The 22,703-nt window shown below is 71.6% G+C and carries 17 protein-coding genes and 3 pseudogenes; 7 read left to right on the forward strand and 13 right to left on the reverse strand.

Features of this window, described 5'->3' with window-relative positions; all coding sequences use genetic code 11:
* Positions 1–6 precede the first annotated feature (6 nt).
* The 6 genes from hydA to ABZV31_RS04535 all read right to left on the reverse strand — a co-directional run bounded on the left by hydA (position 7) and on the right by ABZV31_RS04535 (position 7,378).
* Positions 7–1,407 carry a dihydropyrimidinase gene (hydA, locus tag ABZV31_RS04510; RefSeq protein ID WP_355887995.1) on the reverse strand — a complete coding sequence of 467 codons (1,401 nt, stop codon included), beginning with the start codon at positions 1,405–1,407 and terminating at the stop codon, positions 7–9.
* Between the two features lie 100 nt (positions 1,408–1,507).
* On the reverse strand, positions 1,508–2,350 hold the full coding sequence (locus ABZV31_RS04515) for a nitrilase-related carbon-nitrogen hydrolase (RefSeq protein WP_355887997.1): 843 nt from the start codon (positions 2,348–2,350) through the stop codon (positions 1,508–1,510).
* 155 nt (positions 2,351–2,505) lie between these two features.
* Complete coding sequence (locus ABZV31_RS04520; protein WP_355887999.1) at positions 2,506–4,104, reverse strand: PucR family transcriptional regulator; 1,599 nt, start codon at positions 4,102–4,104, stop codon at positions 2,506–2,508.
* 40 nt (positions 4,105–4,144) lie between these two features.
* Positions 4,145–5,428 carry an aspartate aminotransferase family protein gene (locus ABZV31_RS04525; protein ID WP_355888001.1) on the reverse strand — a complete coding sequence of 428 codons (1,284 nt, stop codon included), beginning with the start codon at positions 5,426–5,428 and terminating at the stop codon, positions 4,145–4,147.
* Complete coding sequence (locus ABZV31_RS04530) at positions 5,425–6,267, reverse strand: nitrilase-related carbon-nitrogen hydrolase (RefSeq protein WP_355888003.1); 843 nt, start codon at positions 6,265–6,267, stop codon at positions 5,425–5,427. The genes ABZV31_RS04525 and ABZV31_RS04530 overlap by 4 nt, the downstream gene beginning before the upstream one ends.
* A 307-nt stretch (positions 6,268–6,574) precedes the next feature.
* The gene (locus ABZV31_RS04535; RefSeq protein ID WP_355888005.1) at positions 6,575–7,378 is read right to left on the reverse strand and encodes a hypothetical protein; all 804 of its coding nucleotides are present in this window, start codon (positions 7,376–7,378) and stop codon (positions 6,575–6,577) included.
* Positions 7,379–8,008: 630 nt separating this feature from the next.
* Between ABZV31_RS04535 and ABZV31_RS04540 the strand changes: the two genes are divergently transcribed.
* The 3 genes and pseudogenes from ABZV31_RS04540 to ABZV31_RS04550 all read left to right on the forward strand — a co-directional run bounded on the left by ABZV31_RS04540 (position 8,009) and on the right by ABZV31_RS04550 (position 11,677).
* On the forward strand, positions 8,009–8,437 hold the full coding sequence (locus ABZV31_RS04540; protein ID WP_355888008.1) for a hypothetical protein: 429 nt from the start codon (positions 8,009–8,011) through the stop codon (positions 8,435–8,437).
* Positions 8,380–8,819: pseudogene (locus tag ABZV31_RS04545) on the forward strand (M24 family metallopeptidase); the annotation flags it as partial. The gene ABZV31_RS04540 and the pseudogene ABZV31_RS04545, both read left to right, overlap by 58 nt.
* Positions 8,820–9,139: 320 nt before the next feature.
* On the forward strand, positions 9,140–11,677 hold the full coding sequence (locus ABZV31_RS04550) for an ATP-dependent Clp protease ATP-binding subunit (RefSeq protein WP_355888010.1): 2,538 nt from the start codon (positions 9,140–9,142) through the stop codon (positions 11,675–11,677).
* Positions 11,678–11,930: 253 nt separating this feature from the next.
* Here the strand turns inward: ABZV31_RS04550 and ggt are convergent, their stop codons facing one another.
* Positions 11,931–13,730, reverse strand: coding sequence for a gamma-glutamyltransferase (gene ggt / locus ABZV31_RS04555; RefSeq protein WP_355888013.1), 1,800 nt, complete (start codon positions 13,728–13,730; stop codon positions 11,931–11,933).
* A gap of 104 nt (positions 13,731–13,834) precedes the next feature.
* Here ggt and ABZV31_RS04560 point away from each other — a divergent pair, with 104 nt between their 5' ends.
* Both ABZV31_RS04560 and ABZV31_RS04565 read left to right on the forward strand, forming a co-directional pair.
* Positions 13,835–14,593 (forward strand): hypothetical protein, encoded by a 759-nt coding sequence (locus ABZV31_RS04560; RefSeq protein ID WP_355888015.1) that lies wholly within the window; start codon positions 13,835–13,837, stop codon positions 14,591–14,593.
* Between the two features lie 107 nt (positions 14,594–14,700).
* Positions 14,701–16,266: a CocE/NonD family hydrolase gene (locus tag ABZV31_RS04565; RefSeq protein ID WP_355888018.1), complete on the forward strand. Its 1,566-nt coding sequence runs from the start codon at positions 14,701–14,703 to the stop codon at positions 16,264–16,266.
* 282 nt (positions 16,267–16,548) lie between these two features.
* On the opposite strand, the gene ABZV31_RS04570 is transcribed toward ABZV31_RS04565, so the two are convergent.
* The 6 genes and pseudogenes from ABZV31_RS04570 to ABZV31_RS04595 all read right to left on the reverse strand — a co-directional run bounded on the left by ABZV31_RS04570 (position 16,549) and on the right by ABZV31_RS04595 (position 21,154).
* Positions 16,549–16,998 carry a DUF6278 family protein gene (locus ABZV31_RS04570; protein WP_355888020.1) on the reverse strand — a complete coding sequence of 150 codons (450 nt, stop codon included), beginning with the start codon at positions 16,996–16,998 and terminating at the stop codon, positions 16,549–16,551.
* A gap of 82 nt (positions 16,999–17,080) precedes the next feature.
* A complete protein-coding gene (locus ABZV31_RS04575; protein WP_355888023.1) occupies positions 17,081–17,860 on the reverse strand; it encodes an exodeoxyribonuclease III in 780 nt (259 codons plus the stop codon).
* A gap of 61 nt (positions 17,861–17,921) precedes the next feature.
* The gene (locus ABZV31_RS04580; protein ID WP_355888026.1) at positions 17,922–18,557 is read right to left on the reverse strand and encodes an MBL fold metallo-hydrolase; all 636 of its coding nucleotides are present in this window, start codon (positions 18,555–18,557) and stop codon (positions 17,922–17,924) included.
* Between the two features lie 74 nt (positions 18,558–18,631).
* Positions 18,632–19,927, reverse strand: coding sequence for a 4-carboxymuconolactone decarboxylase (gene pcaC, locus ABZV31_RS04585; RefSeq protein WP_355888029.1), 1,296 nt, complete (start codon positions 19,925–19,927; stop codon positions 18,632–18,634).
* A 56-nt stretch (positions 19,928–19,983) separates the two neighbouring features.
* Positions 19,984–20,178: pseudogene (locus ABZV31_RS04590) on the reverse strand (IS110 family transposase); the annotation flags it as partial.
* A gap of 487 nt (positions 20,179–20,665) precedes the next feature.
* The gene (locus tag ABZV31_RS04595) at positions 20,666–21,154 is read right to left on the reverse strand and encodes a GNAT family N-acetyltransferase (protein ID WP_355888032.1); all 489 of its coding nucleotides are present in this window, start codon (positions 21,152–21,154) and stop codon (positions 20,666–20,668) included.
* Between ABZV31_RS04595 and ABZV31_RS04600 the strand changes: the two genes are divergently transcribed.
* The gene (locus tag ABZV31_RS04600) at positions 21,117–21,413 is read left to right on the forward strand and encodes a hypothetical protein (RefSeq protein WP_355889043.1); all 297 of its coding nucleotides are present in this window, start codon (positions 21,117–21,119) and stop codon (positions 21,411–21,413) included. The genes ABZV31_RS04595 and ABZV31_RS04600 overlap by 38 nt on opposite strands.
* Positions 21,367–21,710: pseudogene (locus ABZV31_RS04605) on the forward strand (DNA cytosine methyltransferase); the annotation flags it as partial. The gene ABZV31_RS04600 and the pseudogene ABZV31_RS04605, both read left to right, overlap by 47 nt.
* Positions 21,711–22,703: the final 993 nt, after the last annotated feature.

The raw sequence follows: 22,703 nt of genomic DNA on the forward strand, positions 1-22,703 counted from the left end.
CCACTCCTAGTTGAGGTACTGACAGGTGGAGCGCGGGGTGAAGACGCCGTGACCGGCGCGTCCGGTGTACTCCCGCTCGGTGATGACGAGTTCGCCGCGTGAGAGCACGGTCTCGACCCGGCCGGTGACGCGCTTGCCCTCGTAGGCCGAGTAGTCGACGTTCATGTGGTGCTCCGCAGCGGACATCACCTGTTCTGCGTGCGGGTCGTAGATGACGACGTCGGCGTCGGCGCCCGGGGCGATCGTGCCCTTCTTCGGGTACAGGCCGAACATCCGGGCCGGGGTGGCGCAGGCGATCTCGATCCAGCGGCGGCGGGAGATGTGCCCGTCGACGACGGCCTGGTGGAGCAGGTCCATGCGGTTCTCGACGCCCGGCAGACCGTTGGGGATCTTGGAGAAGTCGCCGCGGCCCAGCTCCTTCTGGCCGGTGAAGCAGAAGGGGCAGTGGTCGGTGGAGACCACCTGGAGGTCGTTGGTGCGCAGGCCCTTCCACAGCTGCGCCTGGTGCTCCTTGGGCCGCAGCGGGGTGCTGCACACGTACTTCGCGCCCTCGAAGTCCGGCTCGGCGAGGTTGTCGGTCGACAGGAACAGGTACTGCGGGCAGGTCTCGCCGAAGACGTTCAGCCCCTCGTCGCGCGCCCTGGTCAGCTCGGCGACCGCCTCCATCGCCGAGACGTGCACGACGTACAGCGGGGCGCCGGCGACCTGCGCGAGCCTGATGGCGCGGTGGGTGGCCTCGGTCTCCAGCAGGGCCTTGCGGACCTCCCCGTGATACCTCGGATCCGTCTCGCCGCGGGCCAGCGCCTGCTCGACCAGCACGTCGATCGCGATGCCGTTCTCGGCGTGCATCATGATCAGGCCGCCGTTCTCGGCGGAGCGCTGCATGGCGCGCAGGATCTGGCCGTCGTCGCTGTAGAAGACGCCGGGATAGGCCATGAACTGCTTGAAGGAGGTGACGCCCTCCTCCACCAGCAGGTCCATCTCCTTCAGCGTCTCCGGGTTCACATCGGAGACGATCATGTGGAAGCCGTAGTCGATGGCGCAGTTGCCCTCGGCCTTGGCGTGCCAGGCGTCCAGGCCCTCGCGCAGGGAGTGGCCGACGCTCTGCACCGCGAAGTCGACGATCGTGGTCGTGCCGCCCCAGGCCGCGGCCCGGGTGCCGGTCTCGAAGGTGTCCGAGGCGAAGGTGCCGCCGAACGGCAGCTCCATGTGGGTGTGGACGTCGACGCCGCCCGGGATCACGTACTTGCCGACGGCGTCGATGGTGCGCTCGGCCGTCCAGGCCTCGGCGGCCGGGGTGCCGGAGGCGGCGAGGGCGGCGATGCGGCCGTCCTCGATCAGGACGTCGGCGTGGATCTCGTCGGCGGCGGTGATGACGAGGCCACCACGGATGACGGTACGGCTCATGCTCCCTCTCCTGCCGTGGTCGGTACTGATGTCGTACGGATCGGTGGGCGGCCGCCGGTCCGGTTCCCCGGGCGCCGGACCGGCGGCCGCCCGAGAACGGTCAGGGGGCGGTCAGCGGCGAGTACGCGCCCGGCGCCCGGTCGCGGTAGAACTGCCAACGGTCGCGGACCTCGCGCAGCTTGGCCAGGTCCAGGTCGCGGACGACGAGTTCGGTCTCCTTGTCGCTCGCCACCTCGCCGACGAACTGCGCCTCCGGGTCCACGAAGTACGAGGTCCCGTAGAAGTCGTTGTCCCCGAGCTCCTCGACGCCCACCCGGTTGATCGCGCCGACGAAGTACTCGTTGGCGACGGCCGCCGCCGGCTGCTCCAGCTGCCACAGGTAGCCGGACAGGCCCCGCGAGGTGGCCGACGGGTTGAAGACGATCTCGGCACCCGCGAGACCGAGGGCCCGCCAGCCTTCCGGGAAGTGCCGGTCGTAGCAGATGTAGACGCCGATCCTCCCGGCCTTGGTGTCGAAGACGGGCCAGCCGCTGTTGCCGGGCCGGAAGTAGAACTTCTCCCAGAAGCCCTTCACCTGCGGGATGTGGGTCTTGCGGTACTTGCCGAGGTAGGAGCCGTCCGCGTCGATCACGGCCGCGGTGTTGTAGAGGACGCCCGGCTGCTCCTCCTCGTACATCGGCAGCACGAGGACGATGCCCAGCTCCCTGGCCAGGTCCTGGAAGCGCTTGACGGTCGGCCCGTCGGGGATCCGCTCGGCGTACTCGTAGAACGCCGGGTCCTGGACCTGGCAGAAGTACGGTCCGTAGAACAGCTCCTGGAAGCACAGGACCTGGGCACCCTGCGCGGCCGCGTCGCGGGCCGCCTGCTCGTTGACCTGGATCATCGATTCCTTGTCGCCGGTCCAGGCGGTCTGGAAGAGGGCGGCACGGATCACTCTGCTCATCGGGACCTCCGGTCGCTCGGTGTGCGGCGAGCGTAGAGAGCCGGCGAGCCCGCTTTGAGGTGCACCGTGTCACGTCTGCGGGGGTGCGGCGTGCCACCGTGTCACCCCGGCTCTGTCCCATGTTTCACCGCCGTTTTCCCAGGTCCTGCCATGTTTCATTCCTGTTGCGCATCGTGCGCGAGGAGCGCGATGTGCACCGAGGCGGCCTGTTCGAAGTCGTCGAGGTCCACCCCGAGCCGCGTCTGTATGGCCTCCAGGCGGCGGTAGAGCGCGGGCCGGGAGACGTGGTGGAGCTGGGCGGTGCGGGACTTGTTGCGGCCGGTGGCGAGGTATGTCCGCAGCACGGAGAGCAGGTCGTCGTCGGCCGGGCACAACAGGCCGTCCAGCTCCCGCTCGGCGAAGGACTGCACGTGCGGGTCGTCCCGCAGCAGCCGGATCAGGCCGCGCAGATGGACGTCCCTCAGGCGTACAACGGCCGGGAGGTCGAGGGCGGCCGAGGATTCGGCCACCGCGTCCGCGACGTGCCGCGCCTCACACAGTCCGGCGGGCACGTCGTCCCAGGCGGTCCGGGCGTCCGCGGCGGCCACGACCGTGCGGGCCGCCCCCGACTCCGCGCGCAGCCGGGCCGCGAAGTGCGCCGCGAGCGCGTCGGCGTCCTGGTCCCGGGCGAGGCTGAGCAGCACGGCGGTGGCGCCCTCGGCGAGCTCGCCGACGAGCCCGGACAGGCCCAACAGCCGGAGCAGCCGGTCGAGTTCGGCGGGCTCGCCGTCCCGCACGACCAGCGGCACGAACGTCCGCCGGTTGACCGGCAGCCCGGCGGCCCGCGCCCGGGGCAGCAGCTGCCTGGCCGGTACGACCCCGCTCACCAGGTCGGTCAGCAGGCTCTGCGCGGACTGCTCCTCCCAGGTGTGCGCGGAGCCGCCGAGCATGCGGTGCAGGACGAGGGCCTCGGCGGCGCGGTCGGCGAGCAGCCGTCCGGTGGCGGTGTCGCCGCGGTAGCCGCACAGGACGATCCGGCCCCACCGCTCGCCGCGCCCGCCCAGCTCGGCGCGGATCCAGCCGTCGCCCTCGCTGCCGCCCGCCTGCCGGGCGATGCGCTCCCAGTCGCGCAGCACGTCGTCCACCGCGGGCCGCTCCCCCGCGGTGGCGAGGACGCGGTGGGCGAGGTTGGTGACGACGACGGGGCACGCGCTGTGCTGGGCGACCTCGTCGAGCAGGCGTTGCAGCGGGGCGCCCGCGGTGATGAGCGAGGTGAGCGCGGTGCGTACGGCCTCCGACAGGCTGACGGCGGCGAACTTCCGCCGCACCAGCCGGGACTGTACCTCCTCGGTCAGCTCGGCGAAGGGGAAGGGGCGGTGCAGGACGACCAGGGGCAGTCCGCAGCGCTCGGCCGCCCGGCGCATCACGTCGGGCGGGGCCGGGAAGGCGCGGCCGAGTCCGAGGACGACGGCCGCGGCCTCCGCCCGGTGGAGGGACTGGATGTACTCGGCCTGCTTGTCCTCGTCGCCGGCGAGGAGCACCCCGGTGGTGAGCACCATCTCGCCGCCGCTGAGCATCACGCCGACGTCGGGGGCCTCGGCGACGTGCACCCAGCGCACGAGCCGATCGAGCTGGCTCGCGCCGGCCACCACCTCGGGTTCCCCGGCGAGCACCCGCTCCAGGGTGAGGACCTGCCGGACCGACAGGGCCGGTTCCAGGGACTCCTGGGGCTGCGCGGCCCCCAGGGGCTTCAAGGGCTCCGAGGCGGTGGTCATGGCGGTGTTCCCTTGCTCGGACCGGTGCTTCGGACCGGTGCTACTCCGTGCTCCTCAGCGCGCGTTCGAGGATCGCGGCGCCCTCCTCGGCCTCCGCGAAGGTCAGGGACAGCGGCGGGGCGATGCGCAGGGCGCTGGTGTTGTGGCCGCCGCCCCTGCCGATGAGCAGCCCGCCCTCGCGGGCCGCCTCCTGCACCGCGGCGGCCGCCTGGTGATCGGCCTCGTCGGTGCCGGGTTTGACCAGCTCGACGCCGATCATCAGCCCGCGCCCGCGCACCTCCCGTACGCCGGGCAGCTGTGCGGCGACCGCCCGCAGCCGCTCGATGAGCAGGCCGCCGACGCGCCGGGCGTTGCCCTGCAGGTCGTGCTCCAGGAGGTAGGTGAGGTTGGCGAGGCCGGCCGCCATGGTGATCTGCGTGCCGCCGAAGGTCGAAATGCTGTTGGCGTCCAGGCAGTTCATGATCTCGGCGCGGGCGACGACGCCGCCGATGGACATGCCGTTGCCGATGCCCTTGGCGAAGGTGAGGATGTCCGGCGGGCCGCTCTGCCCGTGGGCCTGCCAGCCCCAGAAGTGGTCGCCGGTGCGGCCCCAGCCGGTCTGCACCTCGTCGGCGATCCACAGAATGCCGTGCTCCTGCAGCACGTCCCGGAAGGCCGCGTACAGGCCGTCGGGGGGCGAGGTGAAGCCGCCGACGCCCTGGATGGGTTCGGCGATCAGGGCCGCGGGCGGGCGGGTGTGGCCGAGCAGGTCCTTCAGGTCCTCGACGCAGGCCGCGATGAACGCGGCGTCGCTCAGCTCCGCGTAGGGGCCGCGGGTGCGGACGCCGCCGTGGACGTACAGCGTCTGCAGCGGGGACAGCGAGGTCGGGGACCAGCCGCGGTTGCCGGTGATGCCGACCGCGCTGAAGGAGCGGCCGTGGTAGCTGTTGCGCATGGCCAGGACCGTGTTGCTGCGCCGGTACGTCGTCGCGAGCAGCAGCGCGGTGTCGTTGGCCTCGGTGCCGGAGGTGGTGAAGAAGACACGGGCGTCCGGGATGCCGCTCAACTGGGCGATGCGCTCGGCGAGTTCGACCATCGGCCGGTTGAGGTAGAGCGTGGAGGAGTGGATGATCCGCCCGGCCTGCTCGCTGACCGCCTTCGCCACCTCGGGCAGCGCGTGCGCGGTCATCGTCGTCAGGATGCCGCCGAAGAAGTCGAGGTACCTCCTGCCGTCGGCGTCCCAGACGTGGCGGCCCTCGCCGTGGGTGATCTCGATCGGGTCCTCGTAGTAGAGGGCGAGCCAGTCGGGCAGGACGGCCCGGTGGCGGGCGTACAGGTCGCTCACGGCTGCACCAGCCCTTCGTACGCGTCGGGGCGGCGGTCGCGGTAGAAGGCCCACTGCTGCCGCACCTCTTCGATCAGGTCGAAGTCGAGGTCGCGGACGACGAGTTCCTCCTTGGAGTCGCTGGCGATGTCCCCCACGAACTGCCCGCGCGGGTTGACGAAGTAACTCGTGCCGTAGAAGTCGTTGTCGCCGTACTCCTCCTGGCCGACTCGGTTGATCGCGGCGATGAAGTACTCGTTGGCGACCGCGGCGGCGGGCTGTTCCAGCTGCCAGAGGTAGGAGGACAGGCCGCGGTGGGTGGCGGAGGGGTTGTAGACGAGCTGGGCGCCGTTCAGACCGAGCTGCCGCCAGCCCTCCGGGAAGTGCCGGTCGTAGCAAATGTACACGCCGACCTTGCCGACGGCGGTGTCGAAGACGGGCCAGCCGAGGTTGCCGGGCTTGAAGTAGTACTTCTCCCAGAAGCCCTTGACCTGCGGGATGTGGTGCTTGCGGTACTTGCCGAGGTAGGTGCCGTCGGCGTCGATCACGGCGGCGGTGTTGTAGTAGAAGCCCGACTGCTCGACCTCGAAGACCGGGACGACGATCACCATGCCGGTCTCGCGGGCGAGATCCTGCATACGACGCACCGTCGGCCCATCGGGGACCGGCTCGGCCCAGCGGTAGTGCTCCGGCTCCTGGACCTGGCAGAAGTAGGGCGAGTTGAAGACTTCCTGGAACCCGATGATCCTGGCGCCCTGACGGGCCGCCTCACGGGCGTGCTCCTGATGTTTGGCGACCATGGACGCGGTGTCGCCGGTCCAGGTGGCCTGGACCAGGGCCGCGCGGACGACGTTGGCCATGAGCTGCTCCTTCGACGGTACGTCAGAGCCTCTACGCCCGTAGAGCAGGCCGTAGAGGGACGAACGTAAGCCTCCGGGACCGCCTTGCCAAGACCATCGTCGTTAACCGGCGGAGTCGATCACGTTTCACACTCCGGTGGGTGAGTGGGAGGGCTGGTGAGGGCGGGTGTGGGTGGGGTCTGTGCGTCCTGTGGGGTCTGTGGGGCTGTGCGTCCTGTGGGGCGGTGCATCCTGTGGGGTCTGTGCGTCCTGTGGGGCGGTGGGGCGTCATCCCGGGGCGCGCCCGGGGTGTGGCGCGGTGTGCCCGTCAGGCGGCGAATCCGGCCACCCGGAGGGCGTGGACGAGGTCCCAGTGGCGCTCGTCCGCAACGCCCCGGGCGGACTCCAGCAGAAGGGGGACGAGACGCTGCGGGTCGGCCTGGACGCTGTGGGCGGCCTCCTCGGGGGTGCGGACGCGGACGTACGCGTCGAGGAGGGCGCGCACCTCTCGGTGGCGGCCCTGGCCGACCAGGTCGAGCACGGCCTCGCCGATCTCGGCGGCAGGCCGTGCGACGCCCTGCCGCACGATCTGCTGCCCGTCGGCGGCGCGACCCGCCGCGACCAGCGCGTCCGCCGCGGCGACGAGACGGTCGGCGGGCAGTGAGGCGGCCTCCCAGAGCAGGGTCACCCAGTCGGCGCCGAGCCCGGCGCGCTCCAGCTCGGCGGCGAGCAGCGGGAGGCGACCGGCGGGCCAGTGGGCGGCCTCGACCAGCAGGGCATGCGCCTCACCGCTGCGGCCCTCGCCACGCAGCCGTACGAGCCTCTCGACGGCCCCGGCGACGGCCTGCCGGGCCTCGGCGTCCACCGGCTCGGCCTGCGGCAGCGCCCGCTCCTCCACGGCCTCTGCGGCCTCTGCGGCGGCCCCGGCGAAGCGCGCACCCCGCGGGGTGCGGCGGGCGGTGGGGGCAGGTGCGGGCAGCGCCGGTACGGCGTTCGACGGCTCGACCGGGGGCGCGGCCTCCTCGTCGGCCATCCCGGCGAACCGAGCACTGCCACGGCGACGCTTGCGCGGCTTGGGGGCGGGGGCAGGGTCGGCAGCGGGCGGCTCGGGCGCGGTCGGCTTCGGAGCCACGGTGGGAGTGCCGGGGGCTGGGCCCATGACACCGAAGGCGGTGGCCGTGCCTTCAGGACTGCCGCCGGTGGCACAGGCCGAAGAACCGAAGCCGTCGCGAGCTGCGCCATCCGCAGGCTCCACCCCGTCGGCCGCCTGTCGTCCGTCGCGCCGTTCGCCGCTTCCGGCCGCAGGTCCGCCGTCGCCCCAGCCGGTCACGCCTTCCGACTTGCGCGCACCGTCAACACCCCAACCGGCCGCCGCCCCCGAACCCACCGCACCACCATCCCAACCGGCCGCCGCCCCCGAACCCACCGCACCACCATCCCAACCGCTCGCCGCCCCCGAACCCACCGCACCACCGCCCCAACCGCTCGCCGCCCCCGAACCCACCGCACCACCATCCCAACCGCTCGCCGCCCCCGAACCCACCGCACCGTCACCCCAACCAGTCGCTCCGGACGTCGCGCCGTCGGCCGCGGGATGCGTCTCGCGGTGCCGCGGGATGGAATGCGGCCCGTCGTCGTACGGAGTCCGGCCGTCCGGTCGCGGGCCTCCCGACCGCGCATCGCCTGCCTGTGCGCCCTCGCCCGGGAACCGGGCGTCGTCTCCATCGGTCCGGAGCACGGTCCCGTCCGCGGAAGGACCCTCATGCCGTATCGTCTGCGCGTCCCGGGCCCGGCCTTCCACCCCGCGCCCATCCAACACCTCCATCCGTGCCCGGAGTTCCGCGCAGCGGGCGGTCGCGCGTTCGTGGTCGTCCCGGGCCCAGGCGAGGTCGAGGTGGAGGGCGTCGGCCTCCTCGCGGGTAGTGGCCGAGGCGAGGCGGCGGCTCAGTTGCGCCTGGCGTTCGGCCGCGTACCTCTGCTCGCGGAGCATGACGTCGAGGCGGTCGCCGAGGGCGTCCCGGCCGCCGGGCCGGGCGTCGTACGCGGCGAGCGCGGCGGCGTGCAGGGCGCGGGCCCGTTCCCGCTCCGGCGCGGCGGCCGCGGGCCCGTGTTCCGCGGCCAGGTCCTGCAGTCGGCGACTCGGCGATCAGCTTCGTCGTCGGCAGGCCGCGCCCCGCCGACGTACGGCTGATCGAGACCGCCGAGCGGGCGCTGGCCGCGGGCATCGAGGCGGCCGTCGTCGGCAACCGCATCGGCGACATCGCCCACGCCATCGGCTCGGTGTGCCGCGCGGCCGGGTACGGCATCCCGGACGGCTTCGGCGGCCACGGCGTGGGCCGCCGCATGCACGAGGACCCTCCGGTCCCGAACGAGGGACGGCCGGGGCGGGGCCTGCCGCTGCGCCACGGCATGGTGCTCGCCATCGAACCCATGCTGATCGCGGCGGCACGGACGGCTACCACGCGGCCCCCGACGGCTGGACGCTGCGGACGAACGACGGCTCCCGCGCGGCCCACGTGGAGCACACGGTGGCGATCACGGAAGCGGGACCGAGAATCCTCACGGCGAGGTAGGCGCCCCGAAAGGGGCGCGGGACCGTGACGCTGTGCGACTCCGTCGCCGGGCGCGAGCAACCACCCACCACCCGCACCCACGACCCGCACCCCCACCCACCACCCGCACCCACGACCCGCACCCCCACCCACGACCCGCACCCCCACCCGCACCCGCACCCGCACCCGCACCCGCACCCGCACCCGAGAGACAAGATCGAGCTGCCGGACCGCAGGCGTTCCTGGACATGCCTCCGAAACAGAACGTGCCATCGTGGCATGAACGGCCCCACCCCGGGTTACTCGGCTTCGGTACGTTGTCAGCGAAGGAACGGAAAGCGATGCCCAGCGGCTTCATCGGCCCGGAGGGCGACCCCTTCGGCGAATTCCTCGCCCGCTTCTTCGGCGGATCGCACCCCGGTCCCCGGCAGATCGACATCGGACGGCTGCTGAGCCAGCCCGCCCGGGATCTCGTGCGGGATGCGGCCCAGTACGCCGCCGAGCACGGCAGCCGGGACCTGGACACCCAGCACCTGCTGCGGGCCGCGCTCGCCACCGAGCCCACCCGCAGCCTGCTCAGCCGCGCCGGCGCGGACCCCGACTCGCTCGCGACGCAGATCGACCAGCGGTCCGGCCCGGTCCAGCACCCGCCGGTCGAGAAGCCGCCGCCCACCTCGCTCTCGCTCACCCCGGCCGTCAAGCGCGCCCTGCTCGACGCGCACGACCTGGCGCGGGCGAGCGGCGCCGGGTACATCGGCCCGGAACACGTGCTCAGCGCCCTGGCCGCGAACCCCGACTCCGCCGCCGGGCACATCCTGCAGTCGGCCCGGTTCGCGCCCACCGGCCTGCCGTCCGAGGCGTCGGACGCCGCGCAGCCGCGCGCCGAACGGCAGCGGCCCACCGCGACGCCCACCCTCGACAAGTACGGACGCGACCTCACGGACCTGGCCCGGCAGGGGCGCATCGACCCGGTGATCGGACGGGAGCAGGAGATCGAGCAGACCATCGAGGTGCTCTCCCGCCGCGGCAAGAACAACCCGGTGCTGATCGGTGACGCGGGCGTCGGCAAGACCGCCATCGTGGAGGGGCTCGCCCAGCGGATCGCCGACGGCGACGTGCCCGACGTCCTCATCGGGCGCCGGGTCGTCGCCCTGGACCTGACGGCCGTGGTCGCGGGCACCCGCTACCGGGGCGACTTCGAGGAGCGGCTGAACAACATCGTCAACGAGATACGGACCAACTCCGAGCGTCTGATCATCTTCATCGACGAGCTGCACACCGTCGTCGGCGCAGGCGCGGGCAGTGAGGGCGGTTCGATGGACGCGGGCAACATCCTCAAGCCCGCGCTGGCCCGCGGCGAGCTGCACGTCGTCGGCGCGACCACGCTGGAGGAGTACCGGCGGATCGAGAAGGACGCGGCGCTGGCCCGCCGCTTCCAGCCGATCCTGGTGCCCGAGCCGTCCGTCGCGGACGCGATCGAGATCCTGCGCGGCCTGCGCGACCGCTACGAGGCCCACCACCAGGTCCGCTACACCGACGAGGCGCTGGTGGCCGCCGTGGAGCTGTCCGACCGCTATCTGAGCGACCGCCGCCTGCCGGACAAGGCGATCGACCTGATCGACCAGGCCGGTGCCCGGGTGCGGCTGCGTGCCCGGACCAAGGGCACGGACGTACGGGCCATGGAGCGCGAGGTCGAGCAGCTCACCCGGGACAAGGACCAGGCGGTCGCGGACGAACAGTACGAGCAGGCCACGCAGTTGCGGGACCGCATCACCGAGCTGAGGGAGCGGATCGTCCGGGCCACGGGCGACGACGAGGCCGACGAGGGGCAGAACCTGGAGGTCACCGCGGAGGCCATCGCCGAGGTGGTCTCCCGGCAGACCGGTATCCCGGTCAGCAGCCTCACCCAGGAGGAGAAGGAGCGCCTGCTCGGTCTGGAGGAGCATCTGCACCGGCGGGTCGTCGGCCAGGACGAGGCCGTCAGCGTCGTCGCCGAGGCGGTGCTGCGCTCCCGCGCCGGGCTGGCCAGTCCGGACCGGCCGATCGGCAGCTTCCTGTTCCTCGGCCCCACCGGCGTTGGCAAGACCGAGCTGGCCCGGGCGCTCGCGGAGGCACTGTTCGGCAGCGAGGACCGCATGGTCCGCCTGGACATGAGCGAGTACCAGGAGCGGCACACCGTCAGCCGCCTGGTGGGCGCCCCGCCCGGATACGTCGGCCACGAGGAGGCCGGTCAGCTCACCGAGGTCGTGCGCCGGCACCCGTACTCGCTGCTCCTGCTGGACGAGGTGGAGAAGGCGCACCCGGACGTCTTCAACATCCTGCTGCAGGTCCTCGACGACGGACGGCTCACCGACTCCCAGGGCCGCACGGTGGACTTCACCAACACCGTCATCGTGATGACCAGCAACCTCGGCTCCGACCTCATCATCCGCCGCGGCGCCAGCATCGGCTTCGGCATGGGGGGTACGGAGGCGGACGAGGAGGCGCGGCGCGAGCAGATCCTACGGCCGCTGCGCGAGCACTTCCGGCCGGAGTTCCTCAACCGCATCGACGAGATCGTCGTCTTCCGCCAGCTCACCACCGAGCAGCTGCGGCAGATCACCAACCTGCTGCTGGAGAGGACCCGCCGGCTACTGCACGCGCAGGGCATCACCGTGGGGTTCACCGACGCGGCCGTCGACTGGCTCGCCCAGCGCGGCCACCAGCCCGAGTACGGCGCCCGCCCGCTGCGCCGCACCATCCAGCGCGAGGTCGACAACCAGCTGTCCCGGCTGCTCCTGGACGGCCGGGTGGCGGAGGGCAGCCGGGTCACGGTGGACGTCGAGGACGGGCGGCTCGCGTTCCGGACGGAGGCCGTGGCGCCGACGCCGGCCGAGTGACCGGCCGAGTGACCTCAAGGCGGGCGGGGCCGCGTTCACACTGGGCACCACGGCACCCGGCCCCGCCGCACGACCGCAGGGCCGGGGCCGGTGTTCCACACGCGGGACGCCGTCCTCGTCGCCCTGGGGCGCTTCAGGACGCGGCCGGTGTTCCACACCCGGGGCACGGTTGCCACTTCCGCTCGAGTGCCTCAGGCCGGAGGCCGGGGGCGTGTTCCGTGCGCGGGACGCGGCCCCCGCCCCCGACCGGGCCCTACGGCGCCGGGTGCACCACCATCGCCGAGCCGCCGCCCCGCCGTACCTTCTCGGCGGCGGCCAGCCACCTGCCGTTCGGCAGCCGCTGCACGCCCGTGGCGGCGCCGATCTCGGGGTTGAGCTTGAACGAGTGCCCGATCGCCTCCAGCTGCTTGCGCAAGTCGCTGTTGTAGAGGCCGGGTTCGAGCTCCGTCTGCGCCGCGTTGCGCTGGCTGGCCCGCGGCGCGGCGATCGCGTCGACCAGCGGCAGGCCGCGGTCGAGGAACTCGGTCAGGGTCTGCAGCACGGTGGTGATGATGGTCGCGCCGCCGGGCGAACCGAGCGCCACCACCGGCCTGTTGGACTTGTCCAGCACGATCGTCGGCGAGATCGACGAGCGCGGCCGCTTGCCCGGGCCGGGCAGGTTCGGGTCGTGCACCGCCGGGTTGGCCGGGGTGAAGGAGAAGTCCGTCAGCTCGTTGTTGAGGAGGAAGCCGCGGCCAGGGACGGTGATGCCGCTGCCGCCGGTCTGCTCGATGGTGAGCGTGTAGGAGACGACGTTGCCCCACCGGTCGGCGACCGTCAGATGCGTGGTGTTGTCGCCCTCGTACGTCGTCGGGGCCGCCGTGCCGCCGGTGGAGCAGGGCGCCGGGTGGCGCGGGGCGCCGGGGGCGAGCGGGCTGGTGAGGACCGCGTCGTCCTTGATGAGGCACGCCCGCGAGTCGGCGTACTTCTGCGCCAGCAGCTCCTTCGTCGGTATGTCCTCGAAGGCGGGGTCGCCGACCCAGCGTCCGCGGTCCGCGAAGGCGATGCGGCTCGCCTCGATGAAGTGGTGCAGGTACTGGACCTCGCTCGCCTTCGAAAGGTTCGTCCTCTCCAGGATGTTGAGCGCCTCGCCGACGGTCGTGCCGCCGGAGGAGGAGGGCGCGATGGAGTAGACGTCGAGGCCTCGGTACGAGGTCCTCGTGGGCGCCTGGAGTCTGGCGTGGTAGGCCGCGAGGTCCTTCTCGGACAGCTTGCCGGGGCGGGCGTTCCAGCCGGAACCCGGGTCGACGGGCGGGTGGTTGACCGTGTCGACGATGTCGTCGCCCAGGTCGCCCTGATAGATCGCCCCGACTCCCCGCTTGCCCAACTGCTCGTACGTACGCGCGAGGTCGGGGTTCTTGAAGGTCGAGCCGACGACCGGGAGCTGTCCGTTCGGCAGGAACAGCTTGGCGGTGTCGGGGAAGTAGCGGAACCGCGTCTCGTTGGAGGCGGTCTGCGAGCGGAAGGTGTCGTCGACGGTGAAACCGTCGCGGGCGATCCGCTCGGCCGGCTTCAGGACCGTACCGAGCCGCTTGGTGCCCCACTCGTCCAGCGCCGTCTGCCAGGTGGCGGGCGTGCCCGGGGTACCGACGCTCAGGCCACTGCTGACGGCGTCGGCGAAGGCGAGCGGTTTGCCGTTCTCCACGAAGAGGTCGGAGTCGGCGGTCAGCGGTGCGGTTTCGCGGCCGTCGATGGTGTGCACCGTGCGGGAGCGGGCGTCGTAGTAGACGAAGTAGCCGCCTCCGCCGATGCCGGAGGAGTAGGGCTCGGTGACGCCGAGGGCGGCGGCGGTGGCGACGGCCGCGTCGACGGCGTTGCCGCCCTTCCTCAGCACCTCGATGCCGGCGGCGGAGGCGTCCGCGTCGACGCTCGCGACGGCACCGCCGTAGCCGACGGCCACCGGGACCTTCTCGGTCGGCTTCGTCCTCGCGGCGGGAGGCGCCGCCGCCCCCACCGACACCACGGCGGCCGAGACCGCCAGGACCGCCAGTTTCCGTGCGACAGGGCGACGCATCCGCACCTCCAGTCAGAGACCGTCCGCGCAGCTTAATCCATTGCCATGATCCCGTCAGGAGGGTTTCGAACACGGTTCCGCTCGAACCGCTACCATGCCCGGCCATGACCGACGACGTGCGCAACATCGTCCTGGGTGTCATAGCGGCCGGCATCAGCGCCGCGCTCGGCTGGCTGGCCCGCACCTACCTGTGGAAGCGGAAGCTCCGCCGCAAGCAGGCCTTCTTCGGGCTGCCCGACAACTCCGAGTCGCTACTCGTGGTCAACCGTGAGGCGGGCGGCCCCGAGCTGACAGTGATGCGGCACGACGTGTTCGCGCTCCTGGAGCTCTCCGCCCTGATCAAGGACTGCCATGCGCATGCCCAGGTCGTCGCGCACGACGCCGCCCAGCAGGGCTTCGGCGAGCGCACCGAGTTCTGCGTGGGCGGACCGGCCTCCAACCGCCGAATGGCCGCACACCTTCACTCCCTGCTGCCCGGCATTCGGGTGAACGTCGACGCCGAACCGGGGCCGGACCGCGGCGCTTTCCAGATCGGCAGCGAGCACTACCGGCTGGAGGGCGGCCGCAGCGAGTACGTCCTCCTCGCCCGGCTCACCGCCGGGGAGCGCCGCGAGGCACGGCCCGTGTTCCTCTTCTGCGGGCAGCGTGCGATCACGAACCAGGCCGCCACCCGCTATCTCGCCCGCAACCACGAGCGGCTGGCCCGCAAGTACGGCAACAACTCCTTCGTCCTGCTGCTGAAGGTCGTCAACTCCCAGGCGTACGGCCCGGACGTCGTCGAACTCGTCGCGGACGTGACGCGGGCGGCACAGGCGCCCCTGCCTGAGCCGACGCAGACCCGTGCCTCGCACCGGGCGACTTGAGCGATCAACAACTTTTGCTCGTACGTAACTTACCGACGGGTTACCTAGGATAAGAGGCCGAGGTTACTCTCGGGTCGCTTTGTACGGACGCGACCGAGGAGTGACCCGTGGGACAGTCGCGCAGGGCCCTGCGTACGACCGCCGTAGGTGCCGTGTCGGCCACGCTGATCGCCGGTACCGCCCTCGGTGTCACCTCTCCCGCCCAGGCTGCCCCCGCCGCCGGCATCCGCTTCGTCGACATCGCCGGGGATGGCGGCACGATCCTCAAGGCCAACGTCGTCGCCCCCGCCGACACCTCCCGCCGCTACCCGCTGCTCGTGCTGCCCACCAGCTGGTCGATACCGCAGGTCGAATACTTCGCGCAGGCACAGAAACTCGCCGAATCCGGCTATGTGGTGGTCAGTTACAACGTGCGTGGCTTCTGGCAGTCCGGCGGCGAGATAGAAGTGGCGGGCCCGCCCGACGTGGCCGACGCCTCCAAGGTGATCGACTGGGCCCTGGCCAACACCCAGGCGGACCCGAGCGAGGTCGGCATGGCGGGGGTCTCCTACAGCGCCGGCATCAGCCTGCTGGCCGCCGCGCACGACGCCCGGATCAAGGCGGTCGCCGCGATGAGCGGCTGGGCCGACCTCATCGACTCGATCTACTCCGGCCGTACCCAGCACGCCATGGCCGTCTCCTTCCTCGGCGGCACCGGCTACCTCACCGGCCGGCCGAGCGGCCACTTCCAGCAGATGCTGAAGGAGTTCCTCGGCTCCGACCTCTCCAAGGAACAGGACATGATCGCCTGGGGGAAGGTCCGTTCCCCCGCGACCTACCTGGATCAGCTCAACCGCAACGGCGCCGCCGTGATGCTGGCCAACGCCTGGGGCGACACCGCCTTCCCGCCCAACCAGTACGCCGAGTTCTACGACGAGTTGACGGTTCCCAAGCGCCTGGAATTCCGCCCGGGCGACCACGCCACCCCCGAGGTGACCGGTCTGCTCGGGCTGCCCAACGACGTGTGGACCGACACCGAGCGCTGGTTCGACCACTACCTCAAGGGCGAGGACAACGGCATCGACCGCGAGCAGCCGGTACAGCTCAAGTCCCGCTCCACGGGCGGCTACGAGGGCTACCCCGACTGGAAGTCGGTGGGCGCAACGCGGCGGAAGATCGACCTCACGGGCACCACCACGATCCACGCCAACGTGGACTCGGGCGCCGACGGCGGGATCTTCATCCTCTCCAACGCCGTGGACCAGTTCTTCCGGCTGCCCCCGATGGCGGCGATCCCTCTCCTCCCCCGCCGCTGGGCCGCGGTCTGGCAGTCGGACAATTACGCCACCGTCCAACAGATCCGCGGCACCGCGAGGTTGCACACCACGCTCATCCCGACCAAGGAGAGCGGCACCCTCGTCGCCTACCTGTACGACGTGGGTCCGCTCGGCCTCGCCAAGCTGGTCACCAACGCGCCGTACACCTGGCACGGGCGGACGCCCGGCACGCCGTTCGACGTGGACCTGGACCTGTTCTCCACGGCCTACGACGTCCCGGCCGGGCACCGGCTCGCGCTGGTCGTCGACACGGTCGACCCGCTCTACTTCGAGCACAACCCGTCCGGCGCGCAGCTGACCTTCTCCTCGACGGCGGACGATCCGTCCTACGTGTCCGTCCCGCTGCGCGAGCAGTGATCTCCGGCTGCCGCCGGGCGGGCCTGGCCTGGTGAACTGCTGCCCCCTACGGCCCGGGGGCCGTGGGGGACCCCTCCCCGCAGCAGCGTTCTCGGGGGATGAACGGCACATCGTAGCCGAGGTTCGCTCACCGGACCCACGGCCATACGCAGCCCCACCCACTCTCAGCTGTGTCGTGGTGTCCGCAAACTATCCAGACCCGACCGGACTTGATAAACGACACGCACCTTCCGTGCATTAGCCGTATTTACCTCGGATTGGGTTCCGGAGGCTGACGCGGGGTCACGCCTCCGCGACCTCCGCGTACAGCTGAGAGAGCTCGGGGACACCGCTCGCGGCCCACTCGTGGCCGCAGGCCACGACATCGAACTCGCGGCCGGAGGCCAGCCGGACGACGGGCTGGCCGTTCGGCCAGATCTCCCAGGCCGCGCCGGGGACGGTGCGGACGATGACCGTGCCGAGGTAGAGACCGGCGTCGTTGCCGAGCCAGGGCAGGACCTCCTCGTCGTCGCGCCAGCGCGGGATCAGCTGGTCCAGCGCCTCCAACGAGGACATCGAGTCATCGAGTCGGATCCCCTCCTGGGACGCCTGGGAGCGGAGCAGGTCGCACTCGGAGAGCAGGTCGGCGATGCCCCTGCCGTCGTCAGCGCCTTCATCGCGGCGCGCGGAGACCACTGCGCCGAGTGCGGGTCCACGCTTCTTGTGCCTGTTGCCCAGGAAGGGGATGTTCATGCGTCCAGCGTCGCATTCGCACGGCCGTCGCGCACGAGTGCGGACGGCGGTGTCGTGACCGCGCCGTGGAGGGTCTGTGCCCCTACACGTCCAGGTCCACCACGACCGGTGCGTGGTCCGACGCACCCTTGCCCTTGCGCTCCTCGCGGTCGACGTAGGCGTCGGTGACCGCCTTCCTGAAGGGCTCGTTGGCGTACACCAGGTCGATACGCATACCGCGGTTCTTGGGGAAGCAGAGCTGGCGGTAGTCCCAGTACGTGAAGGGGTGGTCGTACTTCAGGGGCCGCGGGACCACGTCCGAGAGGCCGGCCTCGCGCAGCGAGGCAAGGGCCGCACGCTCGGCCGGGGTGACGTGGGTGCTGCCCTCGAAGGCGGCCACGTCGTAGACGTCGTCGTCGGTCGGCGCCACGTTGTAGTCGCCGAGGACCGCGAACGGGCGGCTGCCGCCCGCGTCGCCGGCAACGGCCGCCTTCAGGGCCTCGAACCACTGGAGCTTGTAGGCGTAGTGGGGGTGGCCCACCTCGCGCCCGTTCGGCACGTAGACCGACCAGACGCGGACCGGGCCGCAGGTCGCGGAGATGGCGCGGGGCTCCTGGACGCCCTCGTAGCCGGGGTCGCCGGGCAGGCCCTTGACCACGTCCTTGAGGCCGACGCGGGAGAGCACCGCCACGCCGTTCCACCGTCCGGTCACGTGGACCGCCGCCTCGTAGCCCAGGTCGCGCAGCTGGTCGAACGGGAACTGGTCTTCGGCGATCTTGGCCTCCTGGAGGCACAGCACGTCGGTGCCGCTGGACTCCAGCCAGGCCAGCAGCCTCGGGAGGCGGGCGGTGATCGAGTTCACGTTCCAGGTCGCGATGCGCATGCGTCACAAACTATCGGGCGGCACCGACAACACGTCCCGCCCGGTCTCCGGGGCGCCGTTCTCAGACCTCCGCCGACGCCCCCGGCGTCAGCCGCAGGTGCTCGGCCCCGCCCAGGGCGCCGATCTGGTTGTCGTAGATCGGCCGGGCCAGGTCGGTGAGGAGGGCGTCATGGATGTCGTACGCGCGCTGCGGCTTGACCTCGCGGAGGTAGTCGATCACCTCGGAGATCTTGTTCCAGGGCGCCATCACCGGGAGCATCAGCGTCTCCACCGGGTGGTCCGGGACGGTGAGTGCGTCGCCGGGGTGGAAGACCTTGCCACCGTCGATGAGATAGCCGACGTTCGTGATGCGCGGGATGTCCGGGTGGATCACGGCGTGCAGTTCGCCGTGGACCTGGACGTCGAAGCCCGCGGCGGTGAAGGTGTCGCCGTGGCCGACGGTGTGCACGCGGCCCGGGAACGCCGCCGAGATCTTCTCCGCGACGGAGGCGAGGGTCCAGATCTCGGCGCCCGGGTTGGCCTCCATGCCGGCCCGCAGCCGGTCCTCGTTGAAGTGGTCGAGGTGCTCGTGCGTGACCAGAATCGCGTCCGCGCCGACCGCGGCGTCCTCCTCGCTGAAGGTGCCGGGATCGATGACGAGCGTGCGCCCGTCCTTCTCGAGGCGGACGCAGGCGTGGGACTTCTTCGTGAGCTTCATGATTCCCATCCTGCCGCGCGGGCCCGGCGCACGGGCGGATCAGGCCGGTGCTCCGGGTGCCCGGACGACCTCTCTCACTCCGTCGGAGTGGTCTCCTCGCGGATGACCTGCTGGGCCACCTTGAAGGCCCTGTTCGCCGCGGGGAGGCCGCAGTAGACGGCCGCCTGCAGCAGCACCTCCTTGATCTCGTCCGGGGTGAGGCCATTGCGCAGAGCGGCCCGGGTGTGGACGGCGAGTTCCTCCAAGTGGCCGCCCGCGACCAGCGCGCCGAGGGTGACGCAGCTGCGGGTGCGCCGGTCGAGGCCCGGCCGGTCCCAGATCTCGCCCCAGGAGTAGCGGGTGAGGAACTCCTGGAAGTCGCCCGAGAACTCGTCGGCCTCCGCCAGCACCCGGTCGACGTGCGCGTCGCCGAGCACCTCGCGGCGAATCTTGAGGCCGATGTCGTAGGTGTCCGGTCGGCCCAGGGGCTGGGGCGGCACGGCCACCGGGGCTATCTCGGCGACGGGCGCGGTCTGCGGGGCCGCGGCCAGGACCGGCTTGGCGGGGGGCGCGACGATCGCCATCTGTCCGGTGGTCGAGTCGAAGGCGGGCTGCCAGGCGGTGGAGAAGTGCCTCACCAGCAGGTCGGTGACGGCGGCGGGCTGCTCGACCGGCACCAGGTGCGAGGCGCCGGGCACGACGGCGAGGCGGGCGTCGGGAATCCCGGCGACCAGGGTGCGGGCCTCTGCGGGCCCGGTGACCTGGTCCTCCGAGCCCACCAGGACCAGAGTCGGCACGCCGACGCGGGCGAGTTCGGCCCGGACGTCGAAGGCGGCGAGGGCCTCGCAGGCCGCGATGTAGCAGCCGGGATCGGTGGTGCGCACCATCTGTACGGCCCACTCGGTGATCGCGGGCTGGGCAGCCGCGAACCCCGCGGTGAACCAGCGGTCCGGGGACGTACGGGCGATCGGGTCGAGCCCGTTCGTGCGGACGATCACCCCGCGCTGCCGGAACTCGTCGGCCGTGCCGAACCTTGGCGAGGCGGCGATCAGCGCGAGCGAGGCGAGGCGCTCCGGGTGGCGCAGGGCCAGCTCGACGCCGATCGCGCCGCCGAGCGCGCAGCCCGCGTAGCCGAAGCGCTGCACGCCGAGTCCGTCGAGGGTGACGAGCAGGCGGGCGGCCAGGCCGGAGACCGAGCTGGCCGGGTACGCGGGCGCGCCGCCGTGCCCCGGCAGGTCGAACCGGAAGACTCGCCACTGCTTCGCCAGCTCCGGGACCTGCCGGTCCCACATGTGCCATGTGGTACCCAGTGAGGGACCGAGGATCAGGACCGGGGCGTCTTCTGGCCCGTCAAAGCGGTATTGCAGGGTGTTCACCGGTGTCTCACTCACCCGCCTGACCCTCTCATCTGTCACGACAGCCCCTATGAGCGGGGTCCTGGCTGCAGCTATCTGACCAGGTGGAAGACTTCCCGGGCAGCTCCCATTAGGCATCGGACGACTTCGCGTCGGGTCTTGCCCTCCTTGATGCGGCGTTCGTAGTACGCCTGCGTGCGGGGGTCGAAGCGCAGGCGGGTCTGCACGATCCGGTGCAGGGCGGCGTTGGCCTGCCGGTCGCCTCCACGGTTGAGGCGACGGTACTGCCGACTGCCGACGAACGCTCGACAGGGGGCCTACCAACCCGTTTTCCCTCAACTACTGCGGGATGCTGGCGGTGCAGTACGCAAAGGTCGGTCGCCTTGACGAAGCGATCGACCTCTTCCAGCACCTCATGGACCACCGCGGCCAACTGGGCCCGAGCCCAATCGCCGCAAACCTTCCCAGCACGCTGTCAGCACTCCAACAGCTTCGGGGTATCCGCTGAAGACACAGGCTCACCCACCGGCTCCAGTCGCGCGGAAGACGGCTCACCAGCACCACGGCCCGACAGGTGGGCAGGGAATGCGTGCCGATTGCGACAGCTCTGGGAGTGCCGGAGGTGAGGAATTCGCCGGGGAGGGGCCGCTGGCGCAGGCGATCACCACGCCAGGGCAGAGGAGACGGCACACACGGAGCGCGCGGCGTCCAGCGGCTCCTGCAAGCCGACCACCATGCAGGCGAAGCCGGTGCCCCGCCAACCGGCACACCGCGTCATCCCGAAGGAATGCGAAACTCGAATTCGGGACGGTCCCACGGCACGGCGGGCGGGTTCGCGAACGCGGTCCCGGTCCGCACCGCACCGACGCGGTGGTAGAAGTCCTCGGCGGGAAGGTGCGACACGACCTTGAGACGGTCGATCCCGGCGGCACGGGCCTCGGACTGCATGTGCGCGACGAGTAGCCGTCCAATACCCCGCCCTTGCACTTCGTCGGCGACGAACAGCAGGTCGAGCTCCGGTGGAGCGAGGACGAGCGAGTAGAACCCGAGGACCCGGCCTCCGTGCTCGTCGGCGCCGACGGCCACAAAGGCGCGGTGGGCCTCGATGTAATCAGGACCGACCCGGTAGCCCGCGACTGCGGCTGCGTACTTACCCTCGTAGGCGCCTGAGCCACGCACGAGCCGCGTGAGCCGTTTCGCATCCCGCGCGACGGCCCTCCGTATCGTGATCGGCTGGCTGACCGGGGAAGTGCGTGAACTCATCGGGAGAGTATTTCGCACCGGGGAATGCCTTCGTGCGGCGGGTCGGCTGCTCGCGCAGGCGTTCCTGCGCCGCTCCCGGGAACCGCTCGCCCAGGCCGCGATCGGCCACGTCACTGCCGCCGAATCGGCCGCCCGCCAGCAGCACCGGCCCCGAACCGCTGCGGAGGAGCCGGAGAACGGGGTGGTCGACGGCTGCTCTCCCTGGGCCTGCCATGCCGAAGCCGAGCCGGTACAGGAGAATTCCGAGCCAGCCTCGTGAGGCGGATCATGACCTGTTCGCCGGCCCCGGCGGCCGGAGCCACGCCCTCACCGTCCCCGGGGCCCGGGACACCCGCCTGGAGTGGGACAGCCGAGCCCGCAAAACCAGGGCTCGAGTCATTCAGCTGACGATTCAGACCGATGTCGCCCGCTATCCCGTATGGATTTCTCCGGTCGGATTCCCGGGCTGACCGCCTCCCCGCCGTGCCAGGCGCGGTTGATGGCGGGCAAGCGTCTTGGCATGGTCGACCAGCCGCTCGTCCACCAGGCAGTCTCCGATCTCGCCGCCAGCCGTGAGGAGGTCCGCCGGTGTACTACGCCGAGCAGGCCCTGCTCGACGCCCCCTGTCTGAACTGCAGCGCCTCGTAACGTGACCAGCAGCGGCCCAGACGCGTTCTCCACCCCGTCGCACGCCGCGGTGTCCGCCGGCATTCGTGCCCGGTCGGCCCGTGATCCGGCCGAGACCACCGATCACGCCGCCGTGTTCGCACCGCGTTCCCGGTCCGCCCCTGGCCCGGCCGAGCGCACCGAAGACATGGCCTGGCTCGGCAAGGTGCTCACCGCTCCCGTGAGCAGGCGCGCGGAGACCGACCGCCGCCCACCTTCACGCACTCATCAGCGCATGCCCCGCCCCCCGGCACACGCCCACGTACGCGCGGATCATCGTGGCCGAACACGCCCGACGCCGCCTGCGCGAGGCCGCCGCGCACCTGATGCACACGGCACGGGACGCCTCGCTCCCGCACCCCGCGCCTACCACAACACCGGCCGAGGCCGACGCCCTCGCCTCCGTCGTGGACGCCATCGCCGCATCCTTCCCGGCCCACTCCGGATCCCTGCCCCGCATCCCCGCACAAGCCCCTGCACGGCGACGAAGAGGCCGCCCAGGAGGAACGGCTGCTGCTCGCCACGGGCTGCCGCGCCCGACCGACGTTGAGCAGATGCGCTCCCGGCCGCGGAGGCCAGGTGACCGGCGTCCGCGTAGGCCGACAGGTCACCGGCGGCCACGACTCCGCAAAAGCCCCGTCGGGTGGTTCCCGACGGGGCTCCGCCGTATCACCCGCTATCACAGGTTGCTCTCAGATGAGAATCACCTCGAGAGGGGCCCCTCGCGCGCCGCGGCCTGGTGGGGCGTCACTGTTTCGGCCTGGCCTCTACCCGTTCGCTTCGGACGGCAGGCCGAAGCGCCCAACGCCGTTCGACGGGGCAGACCACGCTACTTGCACGCAATCCGCGCATCATTCACAGCCCTTGGGTGAGCCTCGACTGATGCCCGGCGTTCCGCAGTCGG

Source organism: Streptomyces sp. NPDC005202 (assembly GCF_040608235.1).
Taxonomy (GTDB): domain Bacteria; phylum Actinomycetota; class Actinomycetes; order Streptomycetales; family Streptomycetaceae; genus Streptomyces.

Bases quoted from the DNA above. Each gene is read 5' to 3' on its own strand.
- ABZV31_RS04530 (WP_355888003.1), bottom strand. From the start codon at position 6,267: ATGGCCAACGTCGTCCGCGCGGCCCTGGTCCAGGCCACCTGGACCGGC.
- ABZV31_RS04595 (WP_355888032.1), bottom strand. From the start codon at position 21,154: ATGAGTTCACGCACTTCCCCGGTCAGCCAGCCGATCACGATACGGAGG.
- ABZV31_RS04560 (WP_355888015.1), top strand. From the start codon at position 13,835: ATGACCGACGACGTGCGCAACATCGTCCTGGGTGTCATAGCGGCCGGC.
- ABZV31_RS04520 (WP_355887999.1), bottom strand. From the start codon at position 4,104: ATGACCACCGCCTCGGAGCCCTTGAAGCCCCTGGGGGCCGCGCAGCCC.
- ABZV31_RS04575 (WP_355888023.1), bottom strand. From the start codon at position 17,860: ATGCGCATCGCGACCTGGAACGTGAACTCGATCACCGCCCGCCTCCCG.
- ABZV31_RS04550 (WP_355888010.1), top strand. From the start codon at position 9,140: ATGCCCAGCGGCTTCATCGGCCCGGAGGGCGACCCCTTCGGCGAATTC.
- ABZV31_RS04570 (WP_355888020.1), bottom strand. From the start codon at position 16,998: ATGAACATCCCCTTCCTGGGCAACAGGCACAAGAAGCGTGGACCCGCA.
- ggt (WP_355888013.1), bottom strand. From the start codon at position 13,730: ATGCGTCGCCCTGTCGCACGGAAACTGGCGGTCCTGGCGGTCTCGGCC.
- ABZV31_RS04580 (WP_355888026.1), bottom strand. From the start codon at position 18,557: ATGAAGCTCACGAAGAAGTCCCACGCCTGCGTCCGCCTCGAGAAGGAC.
- ABZV31_RS04515 (WP_355887997.1), bottom strand. From the start codon at position 2,350: ATGAGCAGAGTGATCCGTGCCGCCCTCTTCCAGACCGCCTGGACCGGC.
- ABZV31_RS04540 (WP_355888008.1), top strand. From the start codon at position 8,009: ATGCCGTATCGTCTGCGCGTCCCGGGCCCGGCCTTCCACCCCGCGCCC.
- hydA (WP_355887995.1), bottom strand. From the start codon at position 1,407: ATGAGCCGTACCGTCATCCGTGGTGGCCTCGTCATCACCGCCGCCGAC.